Raw genomic sequence first — 23,054 nt, 5'->3', positions numbered from 1 at the left:
CCGCCCCCGCAGACGCCCGCCAGTCTCACCGTCACGGCGCTGCAGACCGCCGACACCGCCGAGCGCTGGTGCCAGAAGGTCACACTCACACTCGCCAACAGTGGCGACCGCGCCGCCTCCGGCGGCACGGTGACCTTCGCCACACACGTCATCGGCGCGCTCGGCGTCGACTGGTGGACCTACCGGACGAGCCAGCCGCTGGCCGGACCCGTCGCCGGGCACGCGAGCGTGAGCGAGAGCTGGACCGTCTGCCTGGACGCGTGGCGCGTCCCGCTCGGCATGCACCTGGAGACGCGGGCGGCGACCCTCGGCTGAGCCGATACGGGCGAGCGCTTACTGCCTACTTGAACGCCAGGTAGACGACGCCGATCACGACCACCAGGCCGATGATCACCGCGGCGGCGATGACGCCGGTGCGGCGCGACTCGCTCGGCGCGGTCGCCGGCTGGGCCACGGGCTCGTCGACGAAGGCACGGAACATCTGCGTGCTCGCCGAGGTGTCCTCGTTCGAGGGCTGGTAGTTCTGGTAGTTCGACATGTGCCCTGACTCTAGCCAATGACGACCGGAAGCTGGACCCCCGAATGTCGCAGCTCTGTGACAGAAACCCCGGATTTCGCGTGGAGAAGTCGTGCGGCGTGTCGGGGAACACGTCCTCACCCGCATGTCGTTGAGCACGGCATGACCTCCTCCGCACGTGTGCAGCTCGGCAGCTCCGACCTCTTCGTCTTCCCGCTCAACCTCGGCGGCAACGTCTTCGGCTGGTCCGCCGACCAAGAGCAGTCCTTCGCCGTCCTCGACGCCTACACCGCCGCCGGCGGCAACTTCGTCGACACCGCCGACGTCTACTCGGCCTGGGCCCCCGGACACTCCGGCGGCGAGTCCGAGGCGATCATCGGCGCCTGGGCCGCGGCCAGGGACAACCGCGACGACGTCGTGATCGCCACCAAGCTCGGCGCGCACCCGCAGTTCAAGGGCCTCAAGGCCGACAACATCACCGCCGCCGCCGAGGCCTCGCTCAAGCGTCTCGGCACCGACCGGATCGACCTGCTCTACACGCACTTCGACGACGAGTCCACGCCGGTCGAGGAGATCATGACCGCGCTGGACGCCCTGGTCCGGGCCGGCAAGGTCCGCGAGATCGCCGCCTCCAACATCTCCCCGGCCCGCCTGCGCGCGTCCATGCAGTTCGCCCGGCGCGAGGGCCTGGCCGAGTACATCGCGCTGCAGCCGCACTACAACCTGGTCTCGCGCGACACCTACGAGGGCGAACTGGCGGAGGTCGCGGCCGAGTACGGGCTCTCCGGCGTTCCCTACTACGCCCTGGCCGCGGGCTTTCTGACGGGCAAGTACCGCGCCGGCGGCGAGAAGGTCGACAGCGTGCGGGCGAGCGGCGCCGAGAAGCTGGCCGCGAGCGAGCGGGGCCAGCGGGTGCTGACGGCGCTGGACGCGGTCGCGGAGGCCCACGGCGTCGCGGTCGCGACCGTCGCGCTGGCATGGCTCGCCGCGCAGCCGACCGTCGCCGCGCCGATCGCCTCCGCCCGCACCGTGGAGCAGCTGGCCGACCTGGTCGCCTTCCCGGAGCTCGCCCTGAGCCAGGCCGAGCTGGACGCGCTGACCGCGGCCTCCGCCTGATGCCGCGGGTCCGGCCGCTCACCCCGGAGTCGCTCGCCGAGGAGCTCGCGGAGCGGATCGCCGAGCTGGTCGCCGAACCGGCGGCCGGGGGCGGCCGGACCTGGACCAGGGTCGCCGTGGACGGTGCGGACGCCGCCCGTCCCGGCGACCTCGCGGACGCGCTCGTCGAGCCGCTGCGCCTGCGCGGGCGGCCCGTCCAGCGGGTCCGGGCACGGGACTTCCTGCGGCCCGCCTCGCTGCGCTTCGAGTACGGCCACCACGACCCCGACGCCTACCTGGACCGCTGGCTGGACGCGGGCGCGCTGTTCCGCGAGGTCTTCGACCCCCTGGAGCCGGGTGGGTCGGGCCTGGTCCTGCCGACGCTCTGGGACCCCGTCACCGACCGTGCGACGCGCGCGGAGCGCGTCCCGCTGGCCCCGGGCGGGGTGCTGGTCCTGGACGGCCCGCTGCTGCTCGGCCGGTGGTTCCCGCTCGACCTCGCCGTGCATCTGCGGCTGACCCCCGCCGCGCTGGAGCGCCGCACGCCCGAGGCCGAGCGGTGGACCCTCCCGGCCTTCGCCCGCTACGAGGCGGAGATCCGCCCTGAGGAGTCCGCTGACATGACCGTGCGGGCCGACGATCCTCGTCGGCCCGCACTGGTCGTCAACATGTGACGGTCACTGCCTGGGGATGGTGGTCGCGTACTGCACCGGCAGCTGAGCAGTGCAGAACGCGCAGCGGGTGGCGGCGGCGGGGATGGAGCTCAGGCACTCCGGGCAGTCCTTCTTCGGCGCGTCCAGGTCCGTCTTCGTGGAGAAGCGGGTCGTCAGCTTGGTGACGGGCAGCACGACGAAGAAGTAGACGACGGCGGCGGTGATCAGGAAGCTCAACGCCACGTTGATGAAGTCGCCGTAGGCGAAGTGGTGCCAGGACTTCTTGGCGAGGTCGTTGTTCGCCCCGCCGAACAGGCCGATGAGCGGCGTCAGGAAGTCCTTGACGAACCCCGACACGACCCCCGTGAACGCCGCGCCGATGACCACACCGACGGCCAGATCGACCACGTTGCCGCGGAGCAGAAACTTCCGGAATCCCTTCATGGCGGGTCACCGTATCACCCGTGGGGGTGATACGAGTTACGCCGACTTGTCCGCTTCCGCCGCCGCCCGGGCCTGGATTCCGGAGACCTTGCGCAGCGGCACCTCCGTGATGACCACGGCGAGCAGGAAGGCCACCACGGCGACACCGGAGGCGATCAGGAACACCAGGTGCATCGAGTCGGCGAAGCCGATCTTGAAGGGCGCGGCCAGGGCGTCCGGCAGCTTCTGGATGAACGAGGAGTCGCTCAGCACCGACGAGGAGTTCGCCCCGGACAGCGCGTGCGGGTTCTGCGCGTAGGCCTGCTGGAACGCCTGCGTGTGCTGGACGGAGGTGAAGGCCTTGGCGACGTTGTCCTTCACCGTGCTGAACAGCACCGAGAGGAAGATCGCGGTACCGGCCGTCGCGCCGAGCTGGCGGAAGAAGGTCGCCGAGGCGGTGGCCACACCCATGTCCTGAGGCGGTACCGCGTTCTGCACCGCCAGCGTCAGCGTCTGCATCGTCAGGCCCAGGCCGACGCCGAAGACGGCCATGTAGCCCATGGTCTCCGGCAGCGGGGTGTTCCACTCCACCCGGAAGTGGAAGAGGAGCATGGAGTCGACCATGACGGCGGTGCCGACCACCGGGTAGATCTTGTAGTGCCCGGTGCGGGCGATCAGCCGGCCGACGACGATCGACGTGACCATCATGCCGAGCATCAGCGGCAGCATCATCAGGCCGGACTTGGTCGGGCTGGCGCCCTTCACGATCTGCAGGTACTGCGGGATCATCATCATCCCGCCGAACATCGCCATGCCGATGAGCACCGACAGGACGCTGGTCTGGCTGAAGACCTTGTTGGAGAAGAGCCGCATCGGGATCAGCGCGGCGTCGCCCATCCGGCGCTCGACCAGCAGCCACACCACGATGCCGACGACGCCGACCGCGTAGCAGCTCATGGAGCGCGCGGAGGTCCAGCCCCAGCTCTGGCCCTGCTCGGCCACCAGCAGCAGCGGCACCACGCCGACGGCGATGGTGACGGCGCCCCACCAGTCGATGCGCTGCTCGCGGCGCGTATGCGGGACGTTCAGCACCTTGGCGACGACGACCAGCGCGACGATGCCGATCGGCACGTTGACCAGGAAGACCCAGCGCCAGCCGGCGATGCCCAGGATCGTGGCCTGACCGGCCAGGAAGCCGCCGACCAGCGGGCCGAGCACGCTGGAGGTGGCGAAGACGGAGAGGATGTAGCCCTGGTAGCGGGCACGTTCGCGCGGCGGCACGATGTCGCCGATGATCGCCAGCGCCAGGGACATCAGACCGCCGGCGCCCACGCCCTGGAACGCGCGGAACGCGGCCAGCTCGATCATCGAGGTGGAGAAGGTGCAGGCGACCGAGCCGACGACGAAGATGCTGATCGCGGCGAGGAAGAACGGCTTGCGGCCGTAGATGTCGGAGAGCTTGCCGTAGAGCGGTGTGGCGATTGTCGAGGTGATCAGGTACGCCGTCGTGGTCCACGCCTGCTGGCTCAGGCCGTGCAGGTCGTCGGCGATGGTCCGGATCGCGGTGGAGACGATGGTCTGGTCGAGCGAGGCCAGGAACATGCCCATCATCAGGCCCGACAGGATCGTCAGGATCTGCCGGTGACTCAGTCCGGCCTGGGCCGCGGCGTCGGGTATGCCCGGCGCGGCGGCGGTGGCCGCCCCTCCATGGCTGTTACTGCTGCTCACTTGGCTGCTCCCTGCTCGGCGGTGTGGGGCCGGGCGAATTCGTCGTTCAGGCGGGACAGGAGACGGACCAGCTCGTGGCGGTCCTCCCCGGTCCAGTTCTCCAGGAGGGCGCTGAGCTCCCGGTTGCGTTGCTCGCGGAAGGCCTCGAAGGCGGCCAGGCCGCTCGGCGAGACCGAGAGCAGCGCGCCACGCCGGTCTTCGGGGTCGGGCGTGCGCTCCACCAGGCCGCGCTCGACGAGCGAGCGGACCTGACGGCTGACCGTGGACAGGTCCAGATGCGCGTCTACGGCGAGATCGGTCGCACGCCGCGGACCGCAGCGGACCAGAACGGCGAGCAGGACGCGGTCTCCGCCGCCGTGCTCGTCGCGCGACCGCTGCTTGCGTGCCTGCATCAACCGGAAGAAGCGGACCAGCTCCTCGCCGAGCTCCGCCGCGACCGGGTCGGACTGCTCGGCCTGGTTCGTCCGTGCCACGACGCCCCCCGCTTCTCCACTTAGTTGCTTGCTCCCAGCAACTAAATGTAGCGCACACGTGTCCGGGCAAAAACCACCTCAGGGATGAGCTCGACTCGGCCTCAGGTCCTACGGCCGGTCCGCTTCCGGTCCGCTTCCGGGCCGCGAAGGGTTGGGCGACGGGCCGTGAGCACCACGATCCGAGGGGACGACAGATTGCGCTCCGGTCTCGGTCGTGTCCAGGGCGTGGTGCGGATCACATTCCACCTCTAGCGTGGGCCCGCACGAACCTGACCCCCTCACACCCTCTGGAGGGCTCTCAATGGTTCCATCCGTGCGTCGCCGACTGCTCGCCGCCGTCGTGGGCGGCCTGACCCTGGCCGCACCCAGCGCCGCGCTCAGCGCAAGTGCCGTCACAACCACCTCAGCAGCGACGTACCCGCAGCTTCGACCGACCGTCGCGGAGTACACCCAGCTGACCACCGGCAACACCCCGCCCACCCAGGACCAGTGCGGCTCCGTCGGTCGACGCTGCTTCACCCCGCAGTCCGTGCAGGCCGCTTACGACCTCGGCCCGCTCTACGCGGCCGGTGACGACGGCGCGGGCATGACCATCGCGATCGTGGACTCCTACGGCAGCGACACCATGGCCCACGACCTCCACGTCTTCGACCAGGCCTTCGGCGTCGCACCCATGTGCGGCGAGGAGGCGGTCACCTGCGCGCCGGGCATGCCCTCCTTCAGCGAGCTGCACCTGCAGGGCGCGCCGGCCACCGTCGCGCCGCCGCCCACCAGCAAGGGCACCGGCCAGGAGGACAAGGCCGCCTGGGGCCTGGAGGTCTCCCTCGACGTGGAGACCGCCCACGCGATGGCGCCCGGCGCGAACATCCTGTTGGTCACCACGACGACCGCGGAGACCCTCGGCGTCCAGGGCTTCCCGCAGATGATGGCGGCCGAGGACTACGTGGTCCAGCACCACCTGGCCCACGTCATCTCGCAGTCCTTCGCCTCCGGCGAGGGCGCGTTCTCCAGCACCGCGGCCCTGCAGAACCTGCGCTACGCCTTCCAGGATGCCGCGAACAACGGCGTCACCGTCCTCGGCTCCTCCGGCGACAACGGCTCGGCGATCACGACCAAGACCCCGGTGAAGAAGGGCGGCACCACCCTGCCCGACCCGGGCGTCGAATGGCCCGCCTCCGACCCGCTGGTCACCGGAGTGGGCGGCACCTACCTGTGCACGGACGCCACCGCGGGCACGAACAGCGCCCGGACCGCGGACAGCACCAACAACCCGGCCAAGTGCCAGGCCCACCCGGGCCAGGCCGAGATCGGCTGGACCGACGGCGGCGGCGGCTACAGCTCCGTCTTCGCCCGCCCGTCCTACCAGGGCACCCTGCCCGCCGGCAGCTCCGCAATCGGCGCGATGCGCGGTGTCCCCGACGTCTCCCTCCAGGCCAGCGCCGGCACCGGCATGCTGGTCTACATCTCCCTCCCGCCGGACGGCACCAGCGGCCTCTCCTGCGGCAGCACGGCCTGCAGCACCGGCTGGTACGACGTCGGCGGCACGTCGCTCGCCTGCCCGCAGTGGGCCGGCCTGGTCGCGATCGCCGGCCAGCTGAACGGCGGCGGCCTCGGCCCGATCAACCCCGCGCTCTACAAGGTGGCGGCCAACCCGGCGCAGTACGCGGCGGACTTCAACGACATCACCGTCGGCAACAACACCGCCGACCCGTCCGTCCCGGGCTACCCCGCGTCCCCCGGCTGGGACCCCGTGACGGGCCTCGGCACCCCGAACGCGGCGCTGCTCCTGCCGGATCTGGTGGCGGCCTCGCACTGACCTCTGGTCACCCTGCCTGCCGTGCCCCGGCATTCCCGCCGGGGGACGGCAGGCAGGACCCGCACGGCGGCGGGAGTCAGCCGTTGACGGCGGATCAGACGGCCGGCTCCCCCGCGTACAGCGCCGCCAGGCGCGGAAGCCTGCGCCGCATCTCGCCCATGTCGTCGAAGTCGAAGTTCCAGGCCTGGTCCAGCTCCGGGTAGCGGACGCTGAACGACCCCGCGGGCAGCTCCTCGCCGCCCGTCGCGCGGCGATGGGCGTCCCAGGCTATGGCGAGCGCCTCCTCGCCCTCCAGATCCAGCCCGTGCGCGGCGGCCTCGCGGACCGGGGCGAGCTCGGCCAGGACGTCCGGCTCGGCGATCACGCGCTCGAAGACCTCCTGCCCCTGCAGGATCAGCCACCCGCGGAAGTAGTCGAATCCGTCGTCCGAGCAGCCACCGTTGATCAGGTAGGCGGCGGCCCACAGCGGGCTCCGGTACGACTCCTCCATCAGCGTCCACAGCGCCCGCTGCGCCGCGACGATCTCCCCCACCTCGCGCTGTGCGAGCAGCGCCGAGGCCGTCGCCGCGACCGCCCCGCAGTCCGCCGCCCCGCAGTCCGCCGCCCCGCCAACGGCGCGGGCCTGCTCGATCAGCTGCCAGAAGCCCCGGGTGCCGCCCGCGTCGTTCCCACTGTCCATGGCCCGAGCATGGCACCCGCCACTGACAACCCCGGCGGGAGCTCCGAGGGGCGCGCGCATCGCGCGGAATGAGCAGAATGAACGGCGTGATCCAAGACTGGGAGCCCTACTACCGGGCCACCGCCGACAGCCCGGTGCGTCCGCTCTGCCTGGAGGCGATCGCCGCCGCGGGTGGTCCGCGCGACCGTCCGACCGCCGACGTCGCGACCCACGCTGCGGTCGTCACCAGCACCGACCCGGCCGCTGACCCGGCCGCTGACCTGGCCGTCGACCTGGCCGTCGACCTCGGCGCGGGCGCCGGGCGGGAGAGCGCCGCGCTGCTCGACGCCGGCTGGCGGGTCCTCGCCCTCGACGGCGCCCCGGGAGCCCACCTGCGGATCCAGGCGGCCGTCCCGCCCGCGCGGCGGAACCGCCTGACCGTCGTGGAGCAGTCCTTCGGCGCTCTCGACGGCCTGCCGGCCGCGGGCCTGATCTACGCGGGTTACGCCCTGCCGTTCCAGCGGCCCGAGGTCTTCACCCGCACCTGGGGCATGATCCGCGCCGCACTGCGGCCGGGCGGGATCCTCGCGGTGAACCTCTTCGGGCCGCGCGACACCTGGGCGAGCGATCCCGAGCTCACCACCCACACCCCGGCCGAGGCCCGCGCGCTCCTCGACGGACTGGAGATCCTGGCCATGCGGGAGGAGGAGCGCGACGGCAACGCGGTCTCCGGCCCGAAGCACTGGCACGTCCTGGACCTGGTCGCCCGCGCCTGACCGGGCTCCGGACGCACGTCGACCGGCTCCGGACGCACGTCGACCGGCTCCGGACGCACGTGGGGCGCCCGACCGCAACGGGCCGGGCGCCCCATCCGCTCAGGCGGCGTCGGATCAGACCGTGCCGGACTTGGCGATGCTGATCTTGGCGCTGGTCGCACCGGTGCGCGAGCCCAGGCTCTCGATCTTCTTGACGACGTCCATGCCCTCGACGACCTCGCCGAAGACGACGTGCTTGCCGTCGAGCCAGTCGGTGACGATGGTGGTGATGAAGAACTGCGAGCCGTTGGTGTTGCGGCCCGCGTTGGCCATCGACAGCAGGCCCGGCTTGGTGTGCTTCAGCGTGAAGTTCTCGTCCTCGAACTTCTCGCCGTAGATGGACTTGCCACCGGTGCCGTTGCCGCGGGTGAAGTCACCGCCCTGCAGCATGAACTCCGGGATCACGCGGTGGAAATGCGAGCCCTCGTAGCCGAAGCCGTGCTCGCCGGTGGCGAGCTCACGGAAGTTGCGGGCCGTCTTCGGGACGGTCTCGTCGAACAGGTGGAAGACGATCCGGCCGGCCGGCTGGTCGTCGATGGTGATGTCGAAGAAAACGTTGTCACTCATGGGCACCATCCTCACATCCCCGGCCGGGTGATCGCTCCCGGTACCACCCGTACGACGTCCGCCGACCCGCTTCTGCGCAGGACTCTCACGACCCGGGCTTGTGCCCCCAGACCTCGACCACGGTGCCCTTCCGCGTCAACGGCCACAACCGCGCCGCGTCGCGGACGGTCAGATTGACGCAGCCGTGCGAACCGGGGCCGCGGCTCAGATTCCCGTAGACCCCGTGGAGCGCTTCACCGCCGCTGAAGAACTGGGCGTACGGCATCGGCGCGTTGTACAGGGTCGACCAGTGGTGCTGGTGCCGCCAGTAGATGCGGAACGTCCCGGTGCGCGTCAGCTGCCCGCGCCGTCCCGTCCGCACCGTGACCGGCCCGAAGATCACCGAGCTGCCCCGCACCACCCACAGCCGCTGCGCGTTCTGGTCGACGCAGACCACGAGCCTGGCTCCGCTCGCGTGGCAGTGCCGCTGCTCCGCCGCCGTCGGATACACCGCCCGTACGCTCGCCGCCTCCGCGGCGGGCGCGAACACGGCGCTGAACGCCGTCACCAGGAACGCCAGCACCGACGCGAGGGCACCGCTACGCCCGAGCCATCGGGGTGCCCGGAAAGAACGTTTCTCCATGACCCTCAACGCTGGCCAGCGAGCACCGAACTGAATCCCCGTCGAGCAGTTCTTCATCCCATCGGATCAGCTTTCAATCCCCCGGCCGGACGCCTTCCCCCCCACCCGCGACCTGTCAGCCGCAACCCGTCAGCCGCGGCCCGTCAGCACCATCGGCCGGGGCAGTGCCTGACCGGGGTGGTCCACCACTCCGACGACGGTGACCGACCCGGCGTAGAAGCCCACCGCCCAGGGGGCGTACTGGCTGGTCGCCGTGTTCGCGGGCAGTCCGAGCGAGACGGCGCGGCCGCCGCTCACCCGCAGCCCGTAGCCGTCACCCGCGCTGTCGGTGGAGCTGCCCACGGCCACGATGCCGCCGGGCGCCGCAGCGGCGCCGGTCAGCGGCCCCGAGCCGACCGGGGTCGCCACGCGCGCCCACCGGCGGCCGTTCCAGTGCTCGACGAGCGCCTGGCTGCCGCGCGCGCCCGGCGCGCGGTAGGCGCCCACGGCCCAGACGTCGTCCCGACCGTGGGCGGTGATCCCCAACAGGTCGCCACTGGCGGCGCTCGCGGTCCCGCCGAACGTGGAACCCCGTTGGGCCGTCCAGCCGTGGCCGTCGTAGTGCAGGGCGAGAGGGACGTTGCCGTCGCCCTGGGCAACGGTGCCGACCGCCCAGACGTCGTCGGCCCCGACCGCGGTGACCGAATTCAGCAGCCAGTCCGTCCCGATCCGGGGCAGCGCCACCCGCTGCCACGCCCTGCCGTTCCAGTGCGCGACCAGCCCCTCCTCGTGCGAGGAGGGACGGGTGCCGGGCTTGGCAGGATCGGAGATCTGGTCCCACCCCGCCGCCCAGGCGTTCGACCCGTTCACCGCGGACACGCTCAGCAGCCCGCCGCCCAGCGCGGCCGACGGCAGCGCCAACTGCTGCGCCGACCAGGTCCTGCCGTTCCAGTGCTCGGTGGAGACCCCGCCCTCGCGGGCGCCCGTCGAACTGGTGGCGCAGTCACCGACCATCCACCCGTCCCGGTCCGACACCGCGGCGACGGCGTTCATCCGTCCCGACACGCCCTTGGCGGTGGGGACCTCCTTCCACGCCTGCCCGGCGCGGTCGTCCCGCGCGTACAGGACCGGCGAGAACCCCGGAGTCCGCTGCGGCCCCGGTCGGCGAGCTTCGCGCCGACGATCCAGACGGTGTGGGCGTCGGGCGCCGCCGAGCCGAGCAGGGTGGCGGCGTCCTTGCCGGGCAGCGTCGCCATCGTCCACCGCGCCGCGGCGCGGGCCGCGTCCGCACCCCGGTCAGCGGCCACGGACGAGCCCGCGAGGCCGAGGACGAGCAGAGCAGCTCCAGCGGCGCCGACCGCGCCGCGAAGAGTGGGCTTCATCGAGAGCACTCCAAACCGGGGCTGGCACCCCGTCTCCCGATATGACCGCCCGTCGGCTGATCTTGTTACACCCCATGTGACCCGATGACATGCCAGAAGCCCCGCACTGTTCAGTGCGGGGCTTCTGATCCGGTGCGCTCGGCAGGATTCGAACCTGCAACCTTTTGATCCGTAGTCAAATGCTCTATCCGTTGAGCTACGAGCGCTTGTTCAGTTGTTGTTCGGTTCGCTCCGGGCTTCCTTCTCGTTCGCCCCTCGCGGCCTCACGAGAAGAACATTACACGACCTGGGCCCAGAGGCGAAATCGGGTATTCGTGCGCCCCCCGGAGCCCCCACCTGCGGTCATACGGGCGGGCGGACGGGGAAGGGCGGGAGCGCCGAGGAGGCCGGCCGGCGCGGAGGTCCGCGGGGTGAAGATCGCCCCGCGGAGGGCCGGGGCGGAAGCGGGGGCGGAAGCGGGGTGGAGGGCGCCGGGCGTGGACGGTCGGTGAGGGCCGGGGGCGGAGTGCGTGCAGAACTCGAAGCCGGCTCGACGGTCGGCCGGGCGCGAACGCGGGGGATCGTCCCGCCGCGCGGCCCGCCGAGGGCGGGAAACGCCACGAGGCCCCGACCTGTGAGTGACAGATCAGGGCCTCGACGTGGAGCGGAGGCTGAGGGATTTGAACCCTCGATCAGGAATAACCCCGAAACCGCATTAGCAGTGCGGCGCCATAGACCGGACTAGGCGAAGCCTCCTCAGACGTCTGCTTCTCGCGCACTGGCGATCACAACCGTCTGCAGGGATGATGCCACAACCCGGGGGGCTGCGGCTAACCCCAGACCACGTTACTAGGCGGGTCGCCGGGATCGCAAAAACAATGCGATAGTGCTAGCTGGCCGATGCGGCCCCCAGCCGCACGGAGCCGCAAGGAGCAAGGAAGCGAGTAGGAGGCCCTCCCGTCGTGAGCAGCAGGCCGACCCGAGGCACTGCTCGCCTCGCCGCGATACTCGACGCCCTCCCGGACGCACTGGTGCTGGTGAACAGCAACGGCACCATCGTCGACGCCAATGCCGCGGCGGTGCGGAGCCTCCAGGCTCCGGGGACGTCGCTGGTCGGACGGGGCGTGCTCTCCGTCCTGCCCGAGTTCGACCCGAGTCGGATCCCCGGCTCGATGCGTCCGCGCAAGAACGCGGACGGCGTCGACGAGGACGACGACGCCCCGGTGCGGATGAGCGCCGTGCGCACGGACGGCTCGTCGCTGCCCGTCGAGGTGCAGGCCGCCGATTTCGAGGACGACGGGCGGCTCTCCCCGGGCGCGCTGGGCAGCACCTCGAGCTCCTACAGCGGCTCGTACTACAGCATGGGCGGCTCCGGCATCTCCTCCCCCAGCGACCGTGAGCTGCTGCTGATCGTCGTGCGCGATCTCAGCGCCCGGCTGGAGGTCGAGGCGGAGCTGCGCCGCCAGCACAAGCAGACCGAGATGATCCTGCGCGCCGCGGCCGAGGGCGTGGTGGGCGTGGACACGGACGGCCAGGTCGTCCTGGTGAACCCCGCCGCCGCGCACATCCTCGGCCACCGCGCGGGGGAGCTGGGCGGGCAGCCGCTGCTGCCACTGGTGATGCACTCGCGCGCGGACGGCTCGCCGCTGCCGCCCGAGGAGTCGCCCCTGGCGGACACGCTGACGTCCGGCCGCCGCCACCGGGTCCGCTCCGCCACGCTGTGGCGCAAGGACGGCAGGCCGGTGACGGTCGAGCTGTCGACCGCGCCGGTGCGTGACGGCGACCAGCTGGTCGGCGCGGTGATGACGTTCACCGACCGCACCGCCTACCTGACCCTCGCGAACCGGCACGAGCACCTGACCGCCGTGCTGGAGCAGGAGCTGCGCAAGCCGCTCGACCGCCTCAACGACACCCTGGAGCAGCTGGCCCGCGACCCCGCCGGGCAGCTGTGGCCGGAGGCGAACTGGGTGCTCCGCCGGCTGGCCGACGAGTGCCGCCGCACGTCCACGCTGGTCGACGGCGTACTGGCGTACCAGCGTTTCGACGCCGCCCTGGAGGCGGGCAAGGAGCGGCTGGACCGGGAGCCGGTCGCGCTCGACAAGATCCTCTCCGAGGCCGTCGCGATGGCGACGGAGCTGCTGGGCGCGGGCCGCGTCGACATCGCCGTGCATCCGGCGTCGATCGAGCTGATCGGCGACGGGAGCCGGCTCGCCGAGGCGCTCGGCCACCTGCTGGCGGAGATCGCGGTCACGGGGGACGGCTCCACCAACGGCGGCGGCGAGCTGTACGGGATGGCGGTCGGGGTCGCCTCCGGGCTGTCCGGACGGCGGCCGGGCGGGCGGCACGGCGCACGGGGCGCGGGCAGCGGCGGCGTGGTCGTCGCCGCGGCGCAGCGCGGCGAGGTGGCCCGGATCGAGCTTCGGGGCCCCGGCTCCGGCGCGGAGGCGGTGCACCAGCCGATCGCCCGCGGCATCGTGGAGCGCCACGGCGGGGTGCTCCAGGCGCACGACCTGCCGGACGGTCAGGGCCGCGTCTACATCGTGGAACTCCCGCTGGACCCGGCGAACGCCGCGAAGTTCGCGCCGCTGCCCTCTCCGGGCGAGAACGCGACGACGCTGCTGCCCGAGCTGCCGCTGGACGCCCTGCCCAAGGCGCCGCCGCAGATAGCGGAGGAGGCCGCGGCGGACTCCGCGTCGAAGACCCCTGCCGAGGGGACGGACCGCTCGCGTCGCCGCAACCGGCTGCCCGCGCCCGAGGTGGTCCGCCCGCCGCGCGCGCTCCAGGAGCAGGAGGGCGAGCAGCAGCACCCGCAGGCCTCGCACCTGCCCGCGCTGCCCGGAGGGGACTCCGGCCCGGGGCAGTACGGGCAGAACGCGCACGACGGCCAGAACGGCCGGTCGGGTCAGGAAGGACGCGGACGCCGGGCCGCCGGACGCCGCGGGCAGCCCGCGCCGCAGGCTCAGCCCGAGCAGGCCCAGGCTAGGCAGGCCCAGGCTGGACAGAGCGCGGCCGGGCAGAACCAGGCCGACGACTTCCGCGGGCTGATCGGCGGCCCGGTCTACCCCGGGCTGGAGAACGCCCTGCCGCCCGCGGGCAGCATGATCGCGCCGGAACCGGCGCGCCCCGCCAACCAGGGCAACGGCCGGCGGCGTCGGCTCGCGCTGGGTCCGGCCACGGGGGATGAGAACCCCGCCGCGCAGCAGCAGGCCACCGCGACGGGCCCGGCCGCGCTGGAGCCGGTCCACCCGAGCGTCCCGCCCGTGCAGGCGCCGCAGCCGCACGGCCCGGCGGAGATGGCCCCCGCGCCCGCGCCCTTCGGCGGCCGCTTCGAGCTCGGCCCCGCGGCCGCCGACGCGAACGGCCAAGCCACCGGCCACGGGAACACCCACGCCGACGGCCGGCTGAACAGCCAGACGAACGGCCAGGTCAGGAACGCCGGTGGGGCCAGGGCCCTCGGCGCCGGCCCGAGCACGCCGGTCCCGCAGCAGTCGCGGGCCCGCCACCAGAGCCACGGCGCGCTGCCCTTGCCGCCCGCCGCGCCGGTGCCGTCCGGCGGTACCTTCGGCGGCAGCGGCGGCGTCATGAGCCTGTCGCAGTCGCCGCTCCAGGCGGTGCAGACGCCGCCCAAGGGCACCGACGTGCCGCCTCAGCACCACGAGTCGAACGGCGGACGGCCACCGCAGCAGCCGGGCCCCGAGGGCCCGCTGACGGAGAGCCGACTGGAGTTCATCGCCGGGGCCGACTACCCCACCATGGTCGCCCCGGCATCCGACGGGCGGCCGCGCCGCCTCCTGGTCTGGCCCGAGCCCGATCCGTCGACGTATCAGGCGCTCCAGGAGCGCGGCTACCGGCCGATCCTGGTCCGCACCCGCGAGGAGCTGGACGCGCAGGTGCCGGGCTTCCCGGCCGCCCTCTTCGTCGACCCGCTGACCGAGCCGATCACCCGCACCGGGCTGCAGTCGCTGCGCACCGCCGCGGGGGACGCGAACGTTCCGGTGCTGGTCACGGCCGGTCTGGGCCAGGCCACGCCGGAGGCCGCGTACGGGGCCGACCCGGCCGTCCTGCTGCGGGCGCTGGCGCCGCGCGACAGTGAACGGCACGCCCCGCGGGTGCTGCTGATCGAGCAGGACCCGCACGTCGCCTCGGCCTTCACCGCGGCGCTGGAGCGGCGCGGCATGCACGTCGAGCACGCGGCGTCCGAGAACGACGCGGTGTCGCGGGCGAGCAGCGTCCAGCCGAACCTGGTCGTGATGGACCTGATGCTGATCCGGCGCCGCCGCATGGGCATCGTCGACTGGCTCCGCAGCAACAACCGGCTGCACCGCACTCCGCTGGTCGTCTACACCTCGGTCGACGGCCCGGAGCAGCGCGCCGGCCTGCGCTCGGGGGAGACGGTCCTCTTCCTCGCGGAGCGCTCGACCTCTCCCGAGGTCCAGGCCCGCATCGTCGACCTCCTCGGCCGGATCGGCGCGCTCGGCGAGGCGTGACGCCTGTCGGCAGGGCGGCCGTCGGGCCGCCCCACCCGGCGCGGTCGGCGGCTCAGTCGCCCTTGCCGAGCGTGGTGACGTCCAGCTCGCCGGCGGCGTACTCCGCGCGAATCACCTTCTTGTCGAACTTACCGACACTCGTCTTCGGCACGGACTCGATCAGCGACCAGCGCTCCGGCAGCTGCCAGGAGGCGATGCGCTCGGCGAGGAAGCCGCGCAGTTCGGCGAAGCCGACCTCGGCGTCGGGGCGGAGGACGACGGTGGCCAGCGGGCGCTCGCCCCACTTCTCGTCCGGGACGGCGACGACGGCGGCCTCGAGGACGTCGGGGTGGGCCATCAGGTGGTTCTCCAGCTCGACGCTGGAGATCCACTCGCCACCGGACTTGATGACGTCCTTGGCCCGGTCGGTCAGGGTGAGGAAGCCGTCGGGGCTGATGGTGCCGACGTCGCCGGTGCGCAGCCACCCGTCCTCGCTGAACTTGTCGGAGGAGAGCTCCTCGTCGCCGTAGTAGGAGCCGGCGATCCACGGGCCGCGGACCTCCAGCTCACCCGCCGTCTCGCCGTCGAAGGGCGCGGGCGTGCCGTCGGGGCCGATGATGCGCGGCTCGACGGAGGCGGGGAAGCGGCCCTGGGTGAGGCGGTAGGGCCATTCCTGCTCGGCTGTCAGGCCGCCCGGCGGGAGGGCGAAGGAGCCGAGCGGGGAGGTCTCCGTCATGCCCCAGGCGTGGACGAGGGTGATGCCGTGCCGCTCCTCGAAGGCCTTCATCAGCGCCGGCGGGCAGGCGGAGCCGCCGATGACGACGCGGCGCAGCGAGGAGGTGTCGTAGGAGCCGTGGTCGAGCTCGTCGAGCAGGCCGGTCCAGATCGTCGGGACGGCGCCGCTGACGGTGGGACGCTCGGCCTGGATCATCTCCGCGAGCGGCTTGGGCTGCAGGAAGCGGTCCGGCATCAGCAGCGAGCAGCCGACCATGAAGGCGGCGTGCGGCAGACCCCAGGCGTTGACGTGGAACATCGGCACGACCGGCAGCGCCTTGTCGGCGGAGGTCAGCGCGAAGTCCTCGGCGGAGATGACCTGGAGGCAGTGCAGGTAGACCGAGCGGTGGCTGTAGACGACGCCCTTCGGGTCGCCGGTCGTGCCGGAGGTGTAGCACATGGCCGCGGCGGTGCGCTCGTCCATGTCCGTCGGGAAGGGGTAGCTGGTCGGCCGGTCGGCGATCAGCTGCTCGTAGGCGTGGACGGCGACGCCGCGGGCCTTGGCCTCGTCGAGGGCGGCGAGGTCTCCTGGCCCCACCACCACGATGTGACGCAGCGTCGGCCGGAGCGCCGGCAGCAGCGGGGCGAGCAGCGGCAGCAGGCTGCCGTTGACGAAGATCGCGTGGTCGGCGGCGTGGTTGACGATGTAGGAGAGCTGGGCGGCGGGCAGACGCAGGTTGAGGGTGTGCAGCACGGCGCCCATGGAGGGCACGGCGAGGTAGATCTCCTGGTGCTCGGTGTTGTTCCACATCAGGGTGGCGACGCGCTGGTCGCCGGTGACGCCGAGCTCGTCGCGCAGGGCGTGCGCGAGCTGGGCGGCGCGGGCGCCGACCTCGGCGAAGGTGCGGCTGTCCGCGCCCGTGCCGTTCCAGGTGGCCACGGTGGCGGCACCGTGGAAACCCGCCCCGTGGGCGAGGATGCGGCCGACGGTGAGTGGGACGTCCTGCATCGTGCTGAGCACCTGGGTCCTCCTTGACCTGACCTGCCCCGTCCGGCCTGCCCGCGGCCGGACGGCCGGCGCCATACCGACCGGTACGTAGGGCGTATGTGGGGCATTCTCACTCCCGCTCGGCCGCAGGACAATGGGCGAGGGCCGCGCGACCTGTCCAGAGGACGAGCCTCACACGACCCCCCGCCCGCGCGGGACCGCGCCCCGGGGCTACTCGACGAGCGCGACGGGCGCGTCGACGGCGTTGCGGTCGATCATCGCGCTCTCGCCGCCGTGGCTCTCGGCGGCGTTGCCGACGTACTGGTGCACCCGCCGGTGTCCCGTCCACTGGCTCTGGCTGAGCGCCCGGTAGCCGTCGGTCGAGCGCCGGTGGTCCCACCGGGCGTACCAGACGACGTCGGGCAGGGCGTCGGCCGGCGCGGGATCGTCGCGGCCGTTCGCGGCGAGGGAGGCGAGCGAGGCCAGGTCTGCGACGCCGGAGTCCGCGGAGCTGTAGAAGCCGGAGAGGTAGCCGGCCTCGTGCAGCGCGCGGGACCAGGCGGTGGTGTACCGCAGCACGGCCAGGCTGCACCGGCCGCGGTCGCGGGCGTACGCCTCCATGTCCAGGTAGACGGGGCTGCCGGGGGCGAGGCCCAGCGACTGCGCAGCCCTGACGGCGTCCTCCCCGTCCGACTCGCCCTGCCAGAGGGCGTTGGCCGAGCTGATCCGCTTGGTGCGGGCGTGCTCCGCGGTGACGCACGGCGCCTGGGCCCCGACGTAGAGCGGGAGCATCCGCCAGCCCATGTCGGCCGCGGCGCGCACGTAGGCGCGGTTCAGCAGCGGCTGCGAGCAGGCCCGGTTCCGGCCGCCGATGTAGAGGCCGAGAGCGCCGTAGTTCGAATGGTGCCGCCAGGCGCGCAGCAGCGACGGGCTGGGCGCGGAGCAGGTGTCGAAGGCCAGCCCGGTGAAGACCGGCGAGAGATCCCGTCTGGTCGTCGCGGCGGCCTCGGTCGGGGAGACCAGCGCCGGCACGAACACCAGCGCGAGCACCGCGCAGAGCAGAGAGCGCATCGTGGGCCGCGTGCGCGGAGCGCGACGAGGGCGCAGAAGGGTTCGTTGATTGGTCACATTCGATCGTGGGCTGAATGCTCGTTATCTGACGATATGCCACGCCAGAGTACGCGCCGCGCCACTCAAACGGACCTGACGCCACGCCGACCGAGCGTCAGCCCAGCAGCTTCCGCCGCTCGACGTACGTCTGCTTGGCCCGGTCCCCGGCCTCGGCGGACGGGCAAAGGAATTACCCGTCCGCCGTCAGCACCAGCCCCGAGGTCGGCACGCCCGTGCCGGCCGTGACCAGTACCGTCCGCGCGTCCGGGACCTGGTTGACGCTGTTGCCCCGCAGTTGGCGGACGGCCTCGGCGATGCCGTTCATGCCGTGCAGGTACGCCTCGCCGAGCTGGCCGCCGTGGGTGTTGACCGGGAGCCGGCCGCCCAGCTCCAGGCCGCCGTCGGCCGCGAACGCGGCCGCCTCGCCGCGGGCGCAGAAGCCGAACTCCTCCAGCTGCATCAGCACGAACGGCGTGAAGTGGTCGTACAGCACCGCCGTGTCGACGTCCGCGGGCCCGAGCCCGCTGCCGCGCCACAGCTGGCGGGCGACGACGCCGAGCTCCGGCAGGCCGGTCAGGTCGTCGCGGTAGAAGCTGGTCATGGCCTCCTGGGCGCGGCCCGCGCCCTGCGCGGCGGCGGCGATGACGGCGGGCGCGTGCCGCAGGTCGCGGGCGCGCTCGACGGAGGTCACCACGACGGCCTGGCCGCCGTCCGTCTCCTGGCAGCAGTCGAGCAGCCGCAGCGGCTCGACGATCCAGCGGGAGGCGGCGTGGTCGGCGAGGGTGATCGGGCGCTGGTAGAAGTACGCGGCCGGGTTGGCGGCCGCGTGGCGGCGGTCCGCGACGGCGACGTGCCCGAAGACGTCCGGGCTCAGGCCGTAGGTGTGCAGGTAGCGCGCGGCGTGCAGGGCGACCCAGGAGGCGGGGGTGAGCAGGCCCGGGGGCATCGTCCAGCCCATCGCGACGCCCTCGGCGGACGGCTGCCGCGCCTGCAGGCCGCTGCCGAAGCGGTGCCCGGACCGCTCGTTGAACGCGCGGTAGCAGACCACGACCTCGGCCACGCCGGTGGCGACCGCCATCGCCGCCTGCTGCACGGTGGCGCAGGCCGCGCCGCCGCCGTAGTGGACGCGACTGAAGAAGGAGAGCTCGCCGATGCCCGCCGCCTGGGCGACGGTGATCTCGGGGCTGGTGTCCATGGTGAAGGTGACCAGGCCGTCGACGTCCCCCGGCGCCAGCCCGGCGTCGTCGAGCGCGGCGTGGACCGCCTCGACGGCGAGCTTCAGCTCGCTGCGGCCGGAGTCCTTGGAGAACTCCGTGGCCCCGATCCCGACGACGGCGGCGCGACCGCCGAGCGTGTCGGCGCGTTGCAGGCTCATGCCGAGGCCCCCTTGACCCTGACCTTCACGGTTCCGCTGACGTGCACGCCGAGCCGTCCGGTCCCGCGGATCGCGAGCACGAGCCGTCCGCCCTCGCCGCGTTCGGAGACCTCGCCACTGAACTGCAGCTCGTCGCCGGGGTAGGCGGGCACGCCGAGACGGATCGCGATCGACTCGACGCGGGCGTCGGGGCCCGTCCAGTCGGTGACGTAGCGGCCGACGAGGCCGTTGGTGGTGAGGATGTTCATGAAGATGTCCGGCGCACCCTTGGCTCGCGCCAACTCGGCGTCGTGGTGCACCTCCTGGTAGTCGCGGGAGGCGATCGCCCCGGCCACGATCAGCGTGCGCGTCACCGGCACGCGCAGCGGGGGCAGCCGGTCAGGTCCGGCGGGATGGAAGACGGGCAGCAGCAAGTCGTCGTCGCAGCGCTGGAATCCGAGACGCACCGGCATGCCGATCCCGACCGCCTCCGGCTCTGCGCCCACGACGTTCGCCACGATCCGCACGCCTTCGGCGAGTTCGACGAGGGCGACCGTATAGGGCTTGGCGCCGAAGGCCGGTGGGAGGGGGTGGTGGACGACGACCTTCGAGTAGACCTCGCCGTCGCCGGACGCCGGCTCCGGGTGCCAGCGGTCGCTGCCGCAGGCGTTGCACCCGGGCAGCCATGGAAACCGGGCCGTCGCACAGTCGTCGCAGCGCTGGAAGCGCAGCTCGCCCGCGGCGACGCCGTCCCAGTAGCCGGCGTTGTCCCGGTTGACCACGGGCCTGGGGCGCAGGGATCCGGCGTCCACAGCCTGTGGACGCTCGCGCCGCTCCGCCGGGGTGAACTTCAGGATCCGGAAGCGGTGCGACCCGACCGGCGTCGCGTCGTCCGGCTTCTCGCCAGCCGCCTCGTCGTAGGCGCGGACGTCCGTCCGCGTGGTGATGAAGTAGCCGGTGCCCAGCGCGGTGCGCTTCCGCTCCGAGACGCTCTCGATGTCGGAGTCGAAGAGCACCCGCTCGCCGATCCGCAGCGGCCGAGCGTACTGCTGCTCGCAGTCGGTCGCGACCACGGAGGCGTAGCCTGCGGCGTCCAAGTCGCGCATCAGCGCGTCGAAGTGCGCCCGTCGGCCGGACGGTCCCATGGTCCATGCCTGGAGCATTGCGGGCGGCGCGATGGCCGCCGCGGGGGCCGCGGCGTAGGCGGGGTTGGCGTCGCCCATGGCCTCGCACCAGTGCCGGATCATGGGCGCGTTGACGAGGTCGAGCCCGACGCCGCCGACGGTCGAGGGCAGTCCTTGGTAAGCCTCCAGATTCACAGATCTGACAGTGCGTCAGGTCTGTGGGGAGTGTCAAGACAGGGCGACGGCCCCGGGAGGGACACCCGGGGCCGTCGGCGCACTGGCGCTCGGAGGCGCTACCCCCCGAACACGATCCGCACGTTGCTGTTGGACTGGTTGCTGAAGATCGGGCCGTTGTTGGCCTTGACGGCGAAGGTGTTGTTCTGGTTCGCCGCGCCGGACCCGTTCGCGGTCTGCTGCGTCCAGTTCGCGTTCCCGTCCACCCAACCGGACAGGTTTCCCGTCCCGTTGTCGGAGACGGAACTGGTGGCCGTGGAGCTGGTCGAACCCCCACCCGCGATCGCCCCGTTGTCGGCGGACGCCACGCCTGCCCCGAGAATCAGCGCGGCGGCGGCAAGCGGAACGGCGACAAGAGCGGTACGGATACGGGACATGCGGTCCTCCTGGCTGGCTCTGCGGTACGGACTGCTGCGGTACTGCGGACTGCGACGTCGCACCGTCAGAATTCCTCAACGAATCGACAAAGAGCCAGAGCTACCAGGCCATTTCGCCCTTTGGTGTGGATCGCGCACGTAGCGCGCATAAACGGCGCCCGCGGGCACCCACCGGGAAATCCCGGGTGGGGAAGGAACGGTGGCGCATATCCTGTCGCCGGTCAGCGTCATTCGGTCCCCAGTTCGAAAGTTGACGATCGCGTGAATTCCTCCCGCTCCGGTGCCTCGGGCAACCGACGCGCCGCCCTCGCGACCTCCGCCGCCATCGTCGTGCTGACGGCTACGGCAGGGGTCCTGCACCCGGCCGCCGCGTCCGCCGCCACGCCGCCGCCCGGCGTCCCCAGCGACCTCAGCACCCTCCCCGCGTCGTCCTGCGCGGGCGACACGATCCTCGGCGACGGCGACGTCACCCTCTACGCCAGGGTGTCGTCCCCCGTCAGCGAATCGCTCGGCGTCGACTTCAAGGTGTCGCAGCACGGCACCACCGTCGTCGAGACGGACCCGGCGAACCTGCACGCCTTCTCCGGCCAGTCCGCCGTGCTCACCATTCCCCGTGCCACGCTGGAGACGGCGGCGGCGGGCAGGATCACGAAGTTCGACTGGAGGGTGCAGTCCTCCGACGCCGCGCACACCAGCGGCTGGTCCACGACCTGCCACTTCTCCTTCGACCCGACCCGACCCGGCACGCCCTCGGTCGCCCAGCCCGGCGCCACGACCATCGGCACGCCCGTGACGCTCGCGGTCTCCGCCCCGACCAGCGGCCCCGTCCCCGCCGGCTACCAGTACCAGCTCGACACGGCGGCGCCCGTGGACGTCAAGGCGAACGCCACCGGCGGCGCCGCGATCACGTTCACGCCGACGGGCTCCGTGAACGTCCTCACGGTCACCAGCCTGTCCCCCGGCGGCAACCCCGGCGGCAGCGCCACCGTCCAGTTCAGCTCCGCCACGCCACCGCCGAACCTCACCGACGGCGACCTCACCGGCGACCACGTGCCCGACCTGGTCACCGTCGGCGGTCAGCACGGCCTCCCGTCCGGGCTGTGGCTCGCGAAGGGCGCAGGCGACGGCCATGTCGCCACCAGCCCGGCCGACATCGGGGTCAACGGCAACGGGTTCAACAGCAACGGCTCGCCGTCCGACTTCGACGGTGCGACGGTGATCACCGGCCGGTTCACCGCAGGTTACGAGCAGGACGTCCTGCTCTACTACCCGTCCGGCGTCCACGCCGGTACCGGGGTGATCCTCCAGGGCAACGACAAGGGCGCCCCGCTCCCCGCCGGAGGCCCACTCCTGACCGACGGCTCCCTGGCGAACTGGAACGGCGACAACCCCACCCAGATCGTCAACGCCGGCAACAGCTCCGGGCGCAACACCGGCCTCCCGGACCTGCTCGGCATCCTGGGAGACGACGCCGGCGGGTACGGCCTCGGCCTCTACACCACCACGGTCCCCGGCGGCTACAGCATCCCCACCACCCTGAACGTCAACACGCCCGACGGCACCGCCGACTGGAACAACTGGACCATCGCCGCCACCCAGCTCCCGGCCGGCGGCGGGGGCACCAGCACGGCCCTGTTCCTGTGGAAGAAGTCCACCGGGGAGCTCGACCTCTGGGAGAACGTGACGGCCGACCCGAACACGGGCGCGACCAGCTACACCGCCTACTCGCTGGCCACCGGCTGGAACACCGGCGCCGACGTCACCCTCCAGGCCGCCGACATCAACGGCGACGGCGTCCCGGACCTCTGGACGACCGGCGTGGGCGAGCAGGTCACCGCCAACCTCTTCAGCAACCTGTCCACTACCGGACCCGCGACGCTGCACCAGGTCACCGACACCCTGCACGCCGCCGGCTGACGCTCGGCGCGGCACGGCTCGGCGCGGCGCGGCACGGCTCGGCGCGGCGCGGCGCGGCACTGC

18 protein-coding genes, 2 tRNA genes and 2 pseudogenes are annotated in these 23,054 nt (G+C 72.4%); 7 read left to right on the top strand and 15 right to left on the bottom strand.

Annotation, left to right across the window (positions count from 1 at the left end; translation table 11 throughout):
* Positions 1-315: pseudogene (locus TR48_RS43410) on the top strand (hypothetical protein); the annotation flags it as partial.
* Positions 316-340: 25 nt separating this feature from the next.
* On the opposite strand, the gene TR48_RS21080 reads toward TR48_RS43410, so the two are convergent.
* On the bottom strand, positions 341-538 hold the full coding sequence (locus TR48_RS21080; RefSeq protein WP_042369685.1) for a hypothetical protein: 198 nt from the start codon (positions 536-538) through the stop codon (positions 341-343).
* Positions 539-679: 141 nt separating this feature from the next.
* Between TR48_RS21080 and TR48_RS21075 the strand changes: the two genes are divergently transcribed.
* Entirely contained in the window at positions 680-1,633 is a 954-nt protein-coding gene (locus TR48_RS21075; protein WP_042369683.1) for an aldo/keto reductase, read from the top strand.
* Positions 1,633-2,286: a nucleoside/nucleotide kinase family protein gene (locus TR48_RS21070; protein WP_042369681.1), complete on the top strand. Its 654-nt coding sequence runs from the start codon at positions 1,633-1,635 to the stop codon at positions 2,284-2,286. The genes TR48_RS21075 and TR48_RS21070 overlap by 1 nt, the downstream gene beginning before the upstream one ends.
* A 3-nt stretch (positions 2,287-2,289) precedes the next feature.
* Here TR48_RS21070 and mscL read toward each other — a convergent pair whose 3' ends face one another.
* From mscL to TR48_RS21055, 3 genes and pseudogenes are all read right to left on the bottom strand, one after another.
* The gene (mscL, locus tag TR48_RS21065) at positions 2,290-2,709 is read right to left on the bottom strand and encodes a large conductance mechanosensitive channel protein MscL (RefSeq protein ID WP_042369793.1); all 420 of its coding nucleotides are present in this window, start codon (positions 2,707-2,709) and stop codon (positions 2,290-2,292) included.
* Positions 2,710-2,748: 39 nt separating this feature from the next.
* Positions 2,749-4,365: pseudogene (locus tag TR48_RS21060) on the bottom strand (MDR family MFS transporter); the annotation flags it as partial.
* 47 nt (positions 4,366-4,412) lie between these two features.
* The gene (locus tag TR48_RS21055; RefSeq protein WP_042369679.1) at positions 4,413-4,889 is read right to left on the bottom strand and encodes a MarR family winged helix-turn-helix transcriptional regulator; all 477 of its coding nucleotides are present in this window, start codon (positions 4,887-4,889) and stop codon (positions 4,413-4,415) included.
* A 301-nt stretch (positions 4,890-5,190) separates the two neighbouring features.
* Between TR48_RS21055 and TR48_RS43405 the strand changes: the two genes are divergently transcribed.
* Positions 5,191-6,705, top strand: coding sequence for a S53 family peptidase (locus TR48_RS43405; RefSeq protein WP_042369677.1), 1,515 nt, complete (start codon positions 5,191-5,193; stop codon positions 6,703-6,705).
* A gap of 94 nt (positions 6,706-6,799) precedes the next feature.
* Here TR48_RS43405 and TR48_RS21045 read toward each other — a convergent pair whose 3' ends face one another.
* Positions 6,800-7,384 carry a DUF4240 domain-containing protein gene (locus tag TR48_RS21045; RefSeq protein WP_042369675.1) on the bottom strand — a complete coding sequence of 195 codons (585 nt, stop codon included), beginning with the start codon at positions 7,382-7,384 and terminating at the stop codon, positions 6,800-6,802.
* Between the two features lie 86 nt (positions 7,385-7,470).
* Between TR48_RS21045 and TR48_RS21040 the strand changes: the two genes are divergently transcribed.
* A complete protein-coding gene (locus TR48_RS21040) occupies positions 7,471-8,139 on the top strand; it encodes a class I SAM-dependent methyltransferase (RefSeq protein WP_152628076.1) in 669 nt (222 codons plus the stop codon).
* Positions 8,140-8,253: 114 nt separating this feature from the next.
* Here TR48_RS21040 and TR48_RS21035 read toward each other — a convergent pair whose 3' ends face one another.
* The 5 genes from TR48_RS21035 to TR48_RS21015 all read right to left on the bottom strand — a co-directional run bounded on the left by TR48_RS21035 (position 8,254) and on the right by TR48_RS21015 (position 11,463).
* Positions 8,254-8,745 carry a peptidylprolyl isomerase gene (locus TR48_RS21035; RefSeq protein ID WP_042369673.1) on the bottom strand — a complete coding sequence of 164 codons (492 nt, stop codon included), beginning with the start codon at positions 8,743-8,745 and terminating at the stop codon, positions 8,254-8,256.
* Between the two features lie 85 nt (positions 8,746-8,830).
* Positions 8,831-9,367 (bottom strand): L,D-transpeptidase, encoded by a 537-nt coding sequence (locus tag TR48_RS21030; protein ID WP_161789872.1) that lies wholly within the window; start codon positions 9,365-9,367, stop codon positions 8,831-8,833.
* A gap of 129 nt (positions 9,368-9,496) precedes the next feature.
* Positions 9,497-10,411, bottom strand: a complete 915-nt coding sequence (locus TR48_RS43400) for a hypothetical protein (RefSeq protein ID WP_161789871.1) — start codon at positions 10,409-10,411, stop codon at positions 9,497-9,499.
* A 450-nt stretch (positions 10,412-10,861) separates the two neighbouring features.
* Positions 10,862-10,934, bottom strand: a tRNA-Arg gene (locus TR48_RS21020).
* A gap of 438 nt (positions 10,935-11,372) precedes the next feature.
* Positions 11,373-11,463, bottom strand: a tRNA-Ser gene (locus tag TR48_RS21015).
* A 206-nt stretch (positions 11,464-11,669) separates the two neighbouring features.
* Between TR48_RS21015 and TR48_RS21010 the strand changes: the two genes are divergently transcribed.
* Entirely contained in the window at positions 11,670-15,194 is a 3,525-nt protein-coding gene (locus TR48_RS21010; protein WP_052442847.1) for a PAS domain-containing protein, read from the top strand.
* Between the two features lie 52 nt (positions 15,195-15,246).
* Here TR48_RS21010 and TR48_RS21005 read toward each other — a convergent pair whose 3' ends face one another.
* From TR48_RS21005 to TR48_RS20985, 5 genes are all read right to left on the bottom strand, one after another.
* A complete protein-coding gene (locus tag TR48_RS21005) occupies positions 15,247-16,908 on the bottom strand; it encodes a long-chain fatty acid--CoA ligase (protein WP_042369668.1) in 1,662 nt (553 codons plus the stop codon).
* Positions 16,909-17,106: 198 nt separating this feature from the next.
* Positions 17,107-17,946 carry a DUF1906 domain-containing protein gene (locus tag TR48_RS21000; protein WP_042369665.1) on the bottom strand — a complete coding sequence of 280 codons (840 nt, stop codon included), beginning with the start codon at positions 17,944-17,946 and terminating at the stop codon, positions 17,107-17,109.
* A 229-nt stretch (positions 17,947-18,175) separates the two neighbouring features.
* A complete protein-coding gene (locus tag TR48_RS20995) occupies positions 18,176-19,360 on the bottom strand; it encodes a lipid-transfer protein (RefSeq protein ID WP_042369664.1) in 1,185 nt (394 codons plus the stop codon).
* Positions 19,357-20,658 carry an OB-fold domain-containing protein gene (locus TR48_RS20990; RefSeq protein ID WP_042369662.1) on the bottom strand — a complete coding sequence of 434 codons (1,302 nt, stop codon included), beginning with the start codon at positions 20,656-20,658 and terminating at the stop codon, positions 19,357-19,359. Before TR48_RS20990 ends, TR48_RS20995 begins: the two co-directional genes overlap by 4 nt.
* A gap of 98 nt (positions 20,659-20,756) precedes the next feature.
* On the bottom strand, positions 20,757-21,074 hold the full coding sequence (locus TR48_RS20985) for a hypothetical protein (RefSeq protein WP_042369660.1): 318 nt from the start codon (positions 21,072-21,074) through the stop codon (positions 20,757-20,759).
* Positions 21,075-21,335: 261 nt separating this feature from the next.
* Between TR48_RS20985 and TR48_RS44415 the strand changes: the two genes are divergently transcribed.
* On the top strand, positions 21,336-22,991 hold the full coding sequence (locus TR48_RS44415) for a hypothetical protein (protein WP_042369658.1): 1,656 nt from the start codon (positions 21,336-21,338) through the stop codon (positions 22,989-22,991).
* Positions 22,992-23,054: the final 63 nt, after the last annotated feature.

The organism is Streptacidiphilus neutrinimicus (assembly GCF_000787815.1).
GTDB lineage: Bacteria > Actinomycetota > Actinomycetes > Streptomycetales > Streptomycetaceae > Streptacidiphilus > Streptacidiphilus neutrinimicus.
The sequence above is the reverse complement of the archived record's forward strand: the minus strand, read 5'-3'. Positions and strand labels throughout refer to the sequence as shown.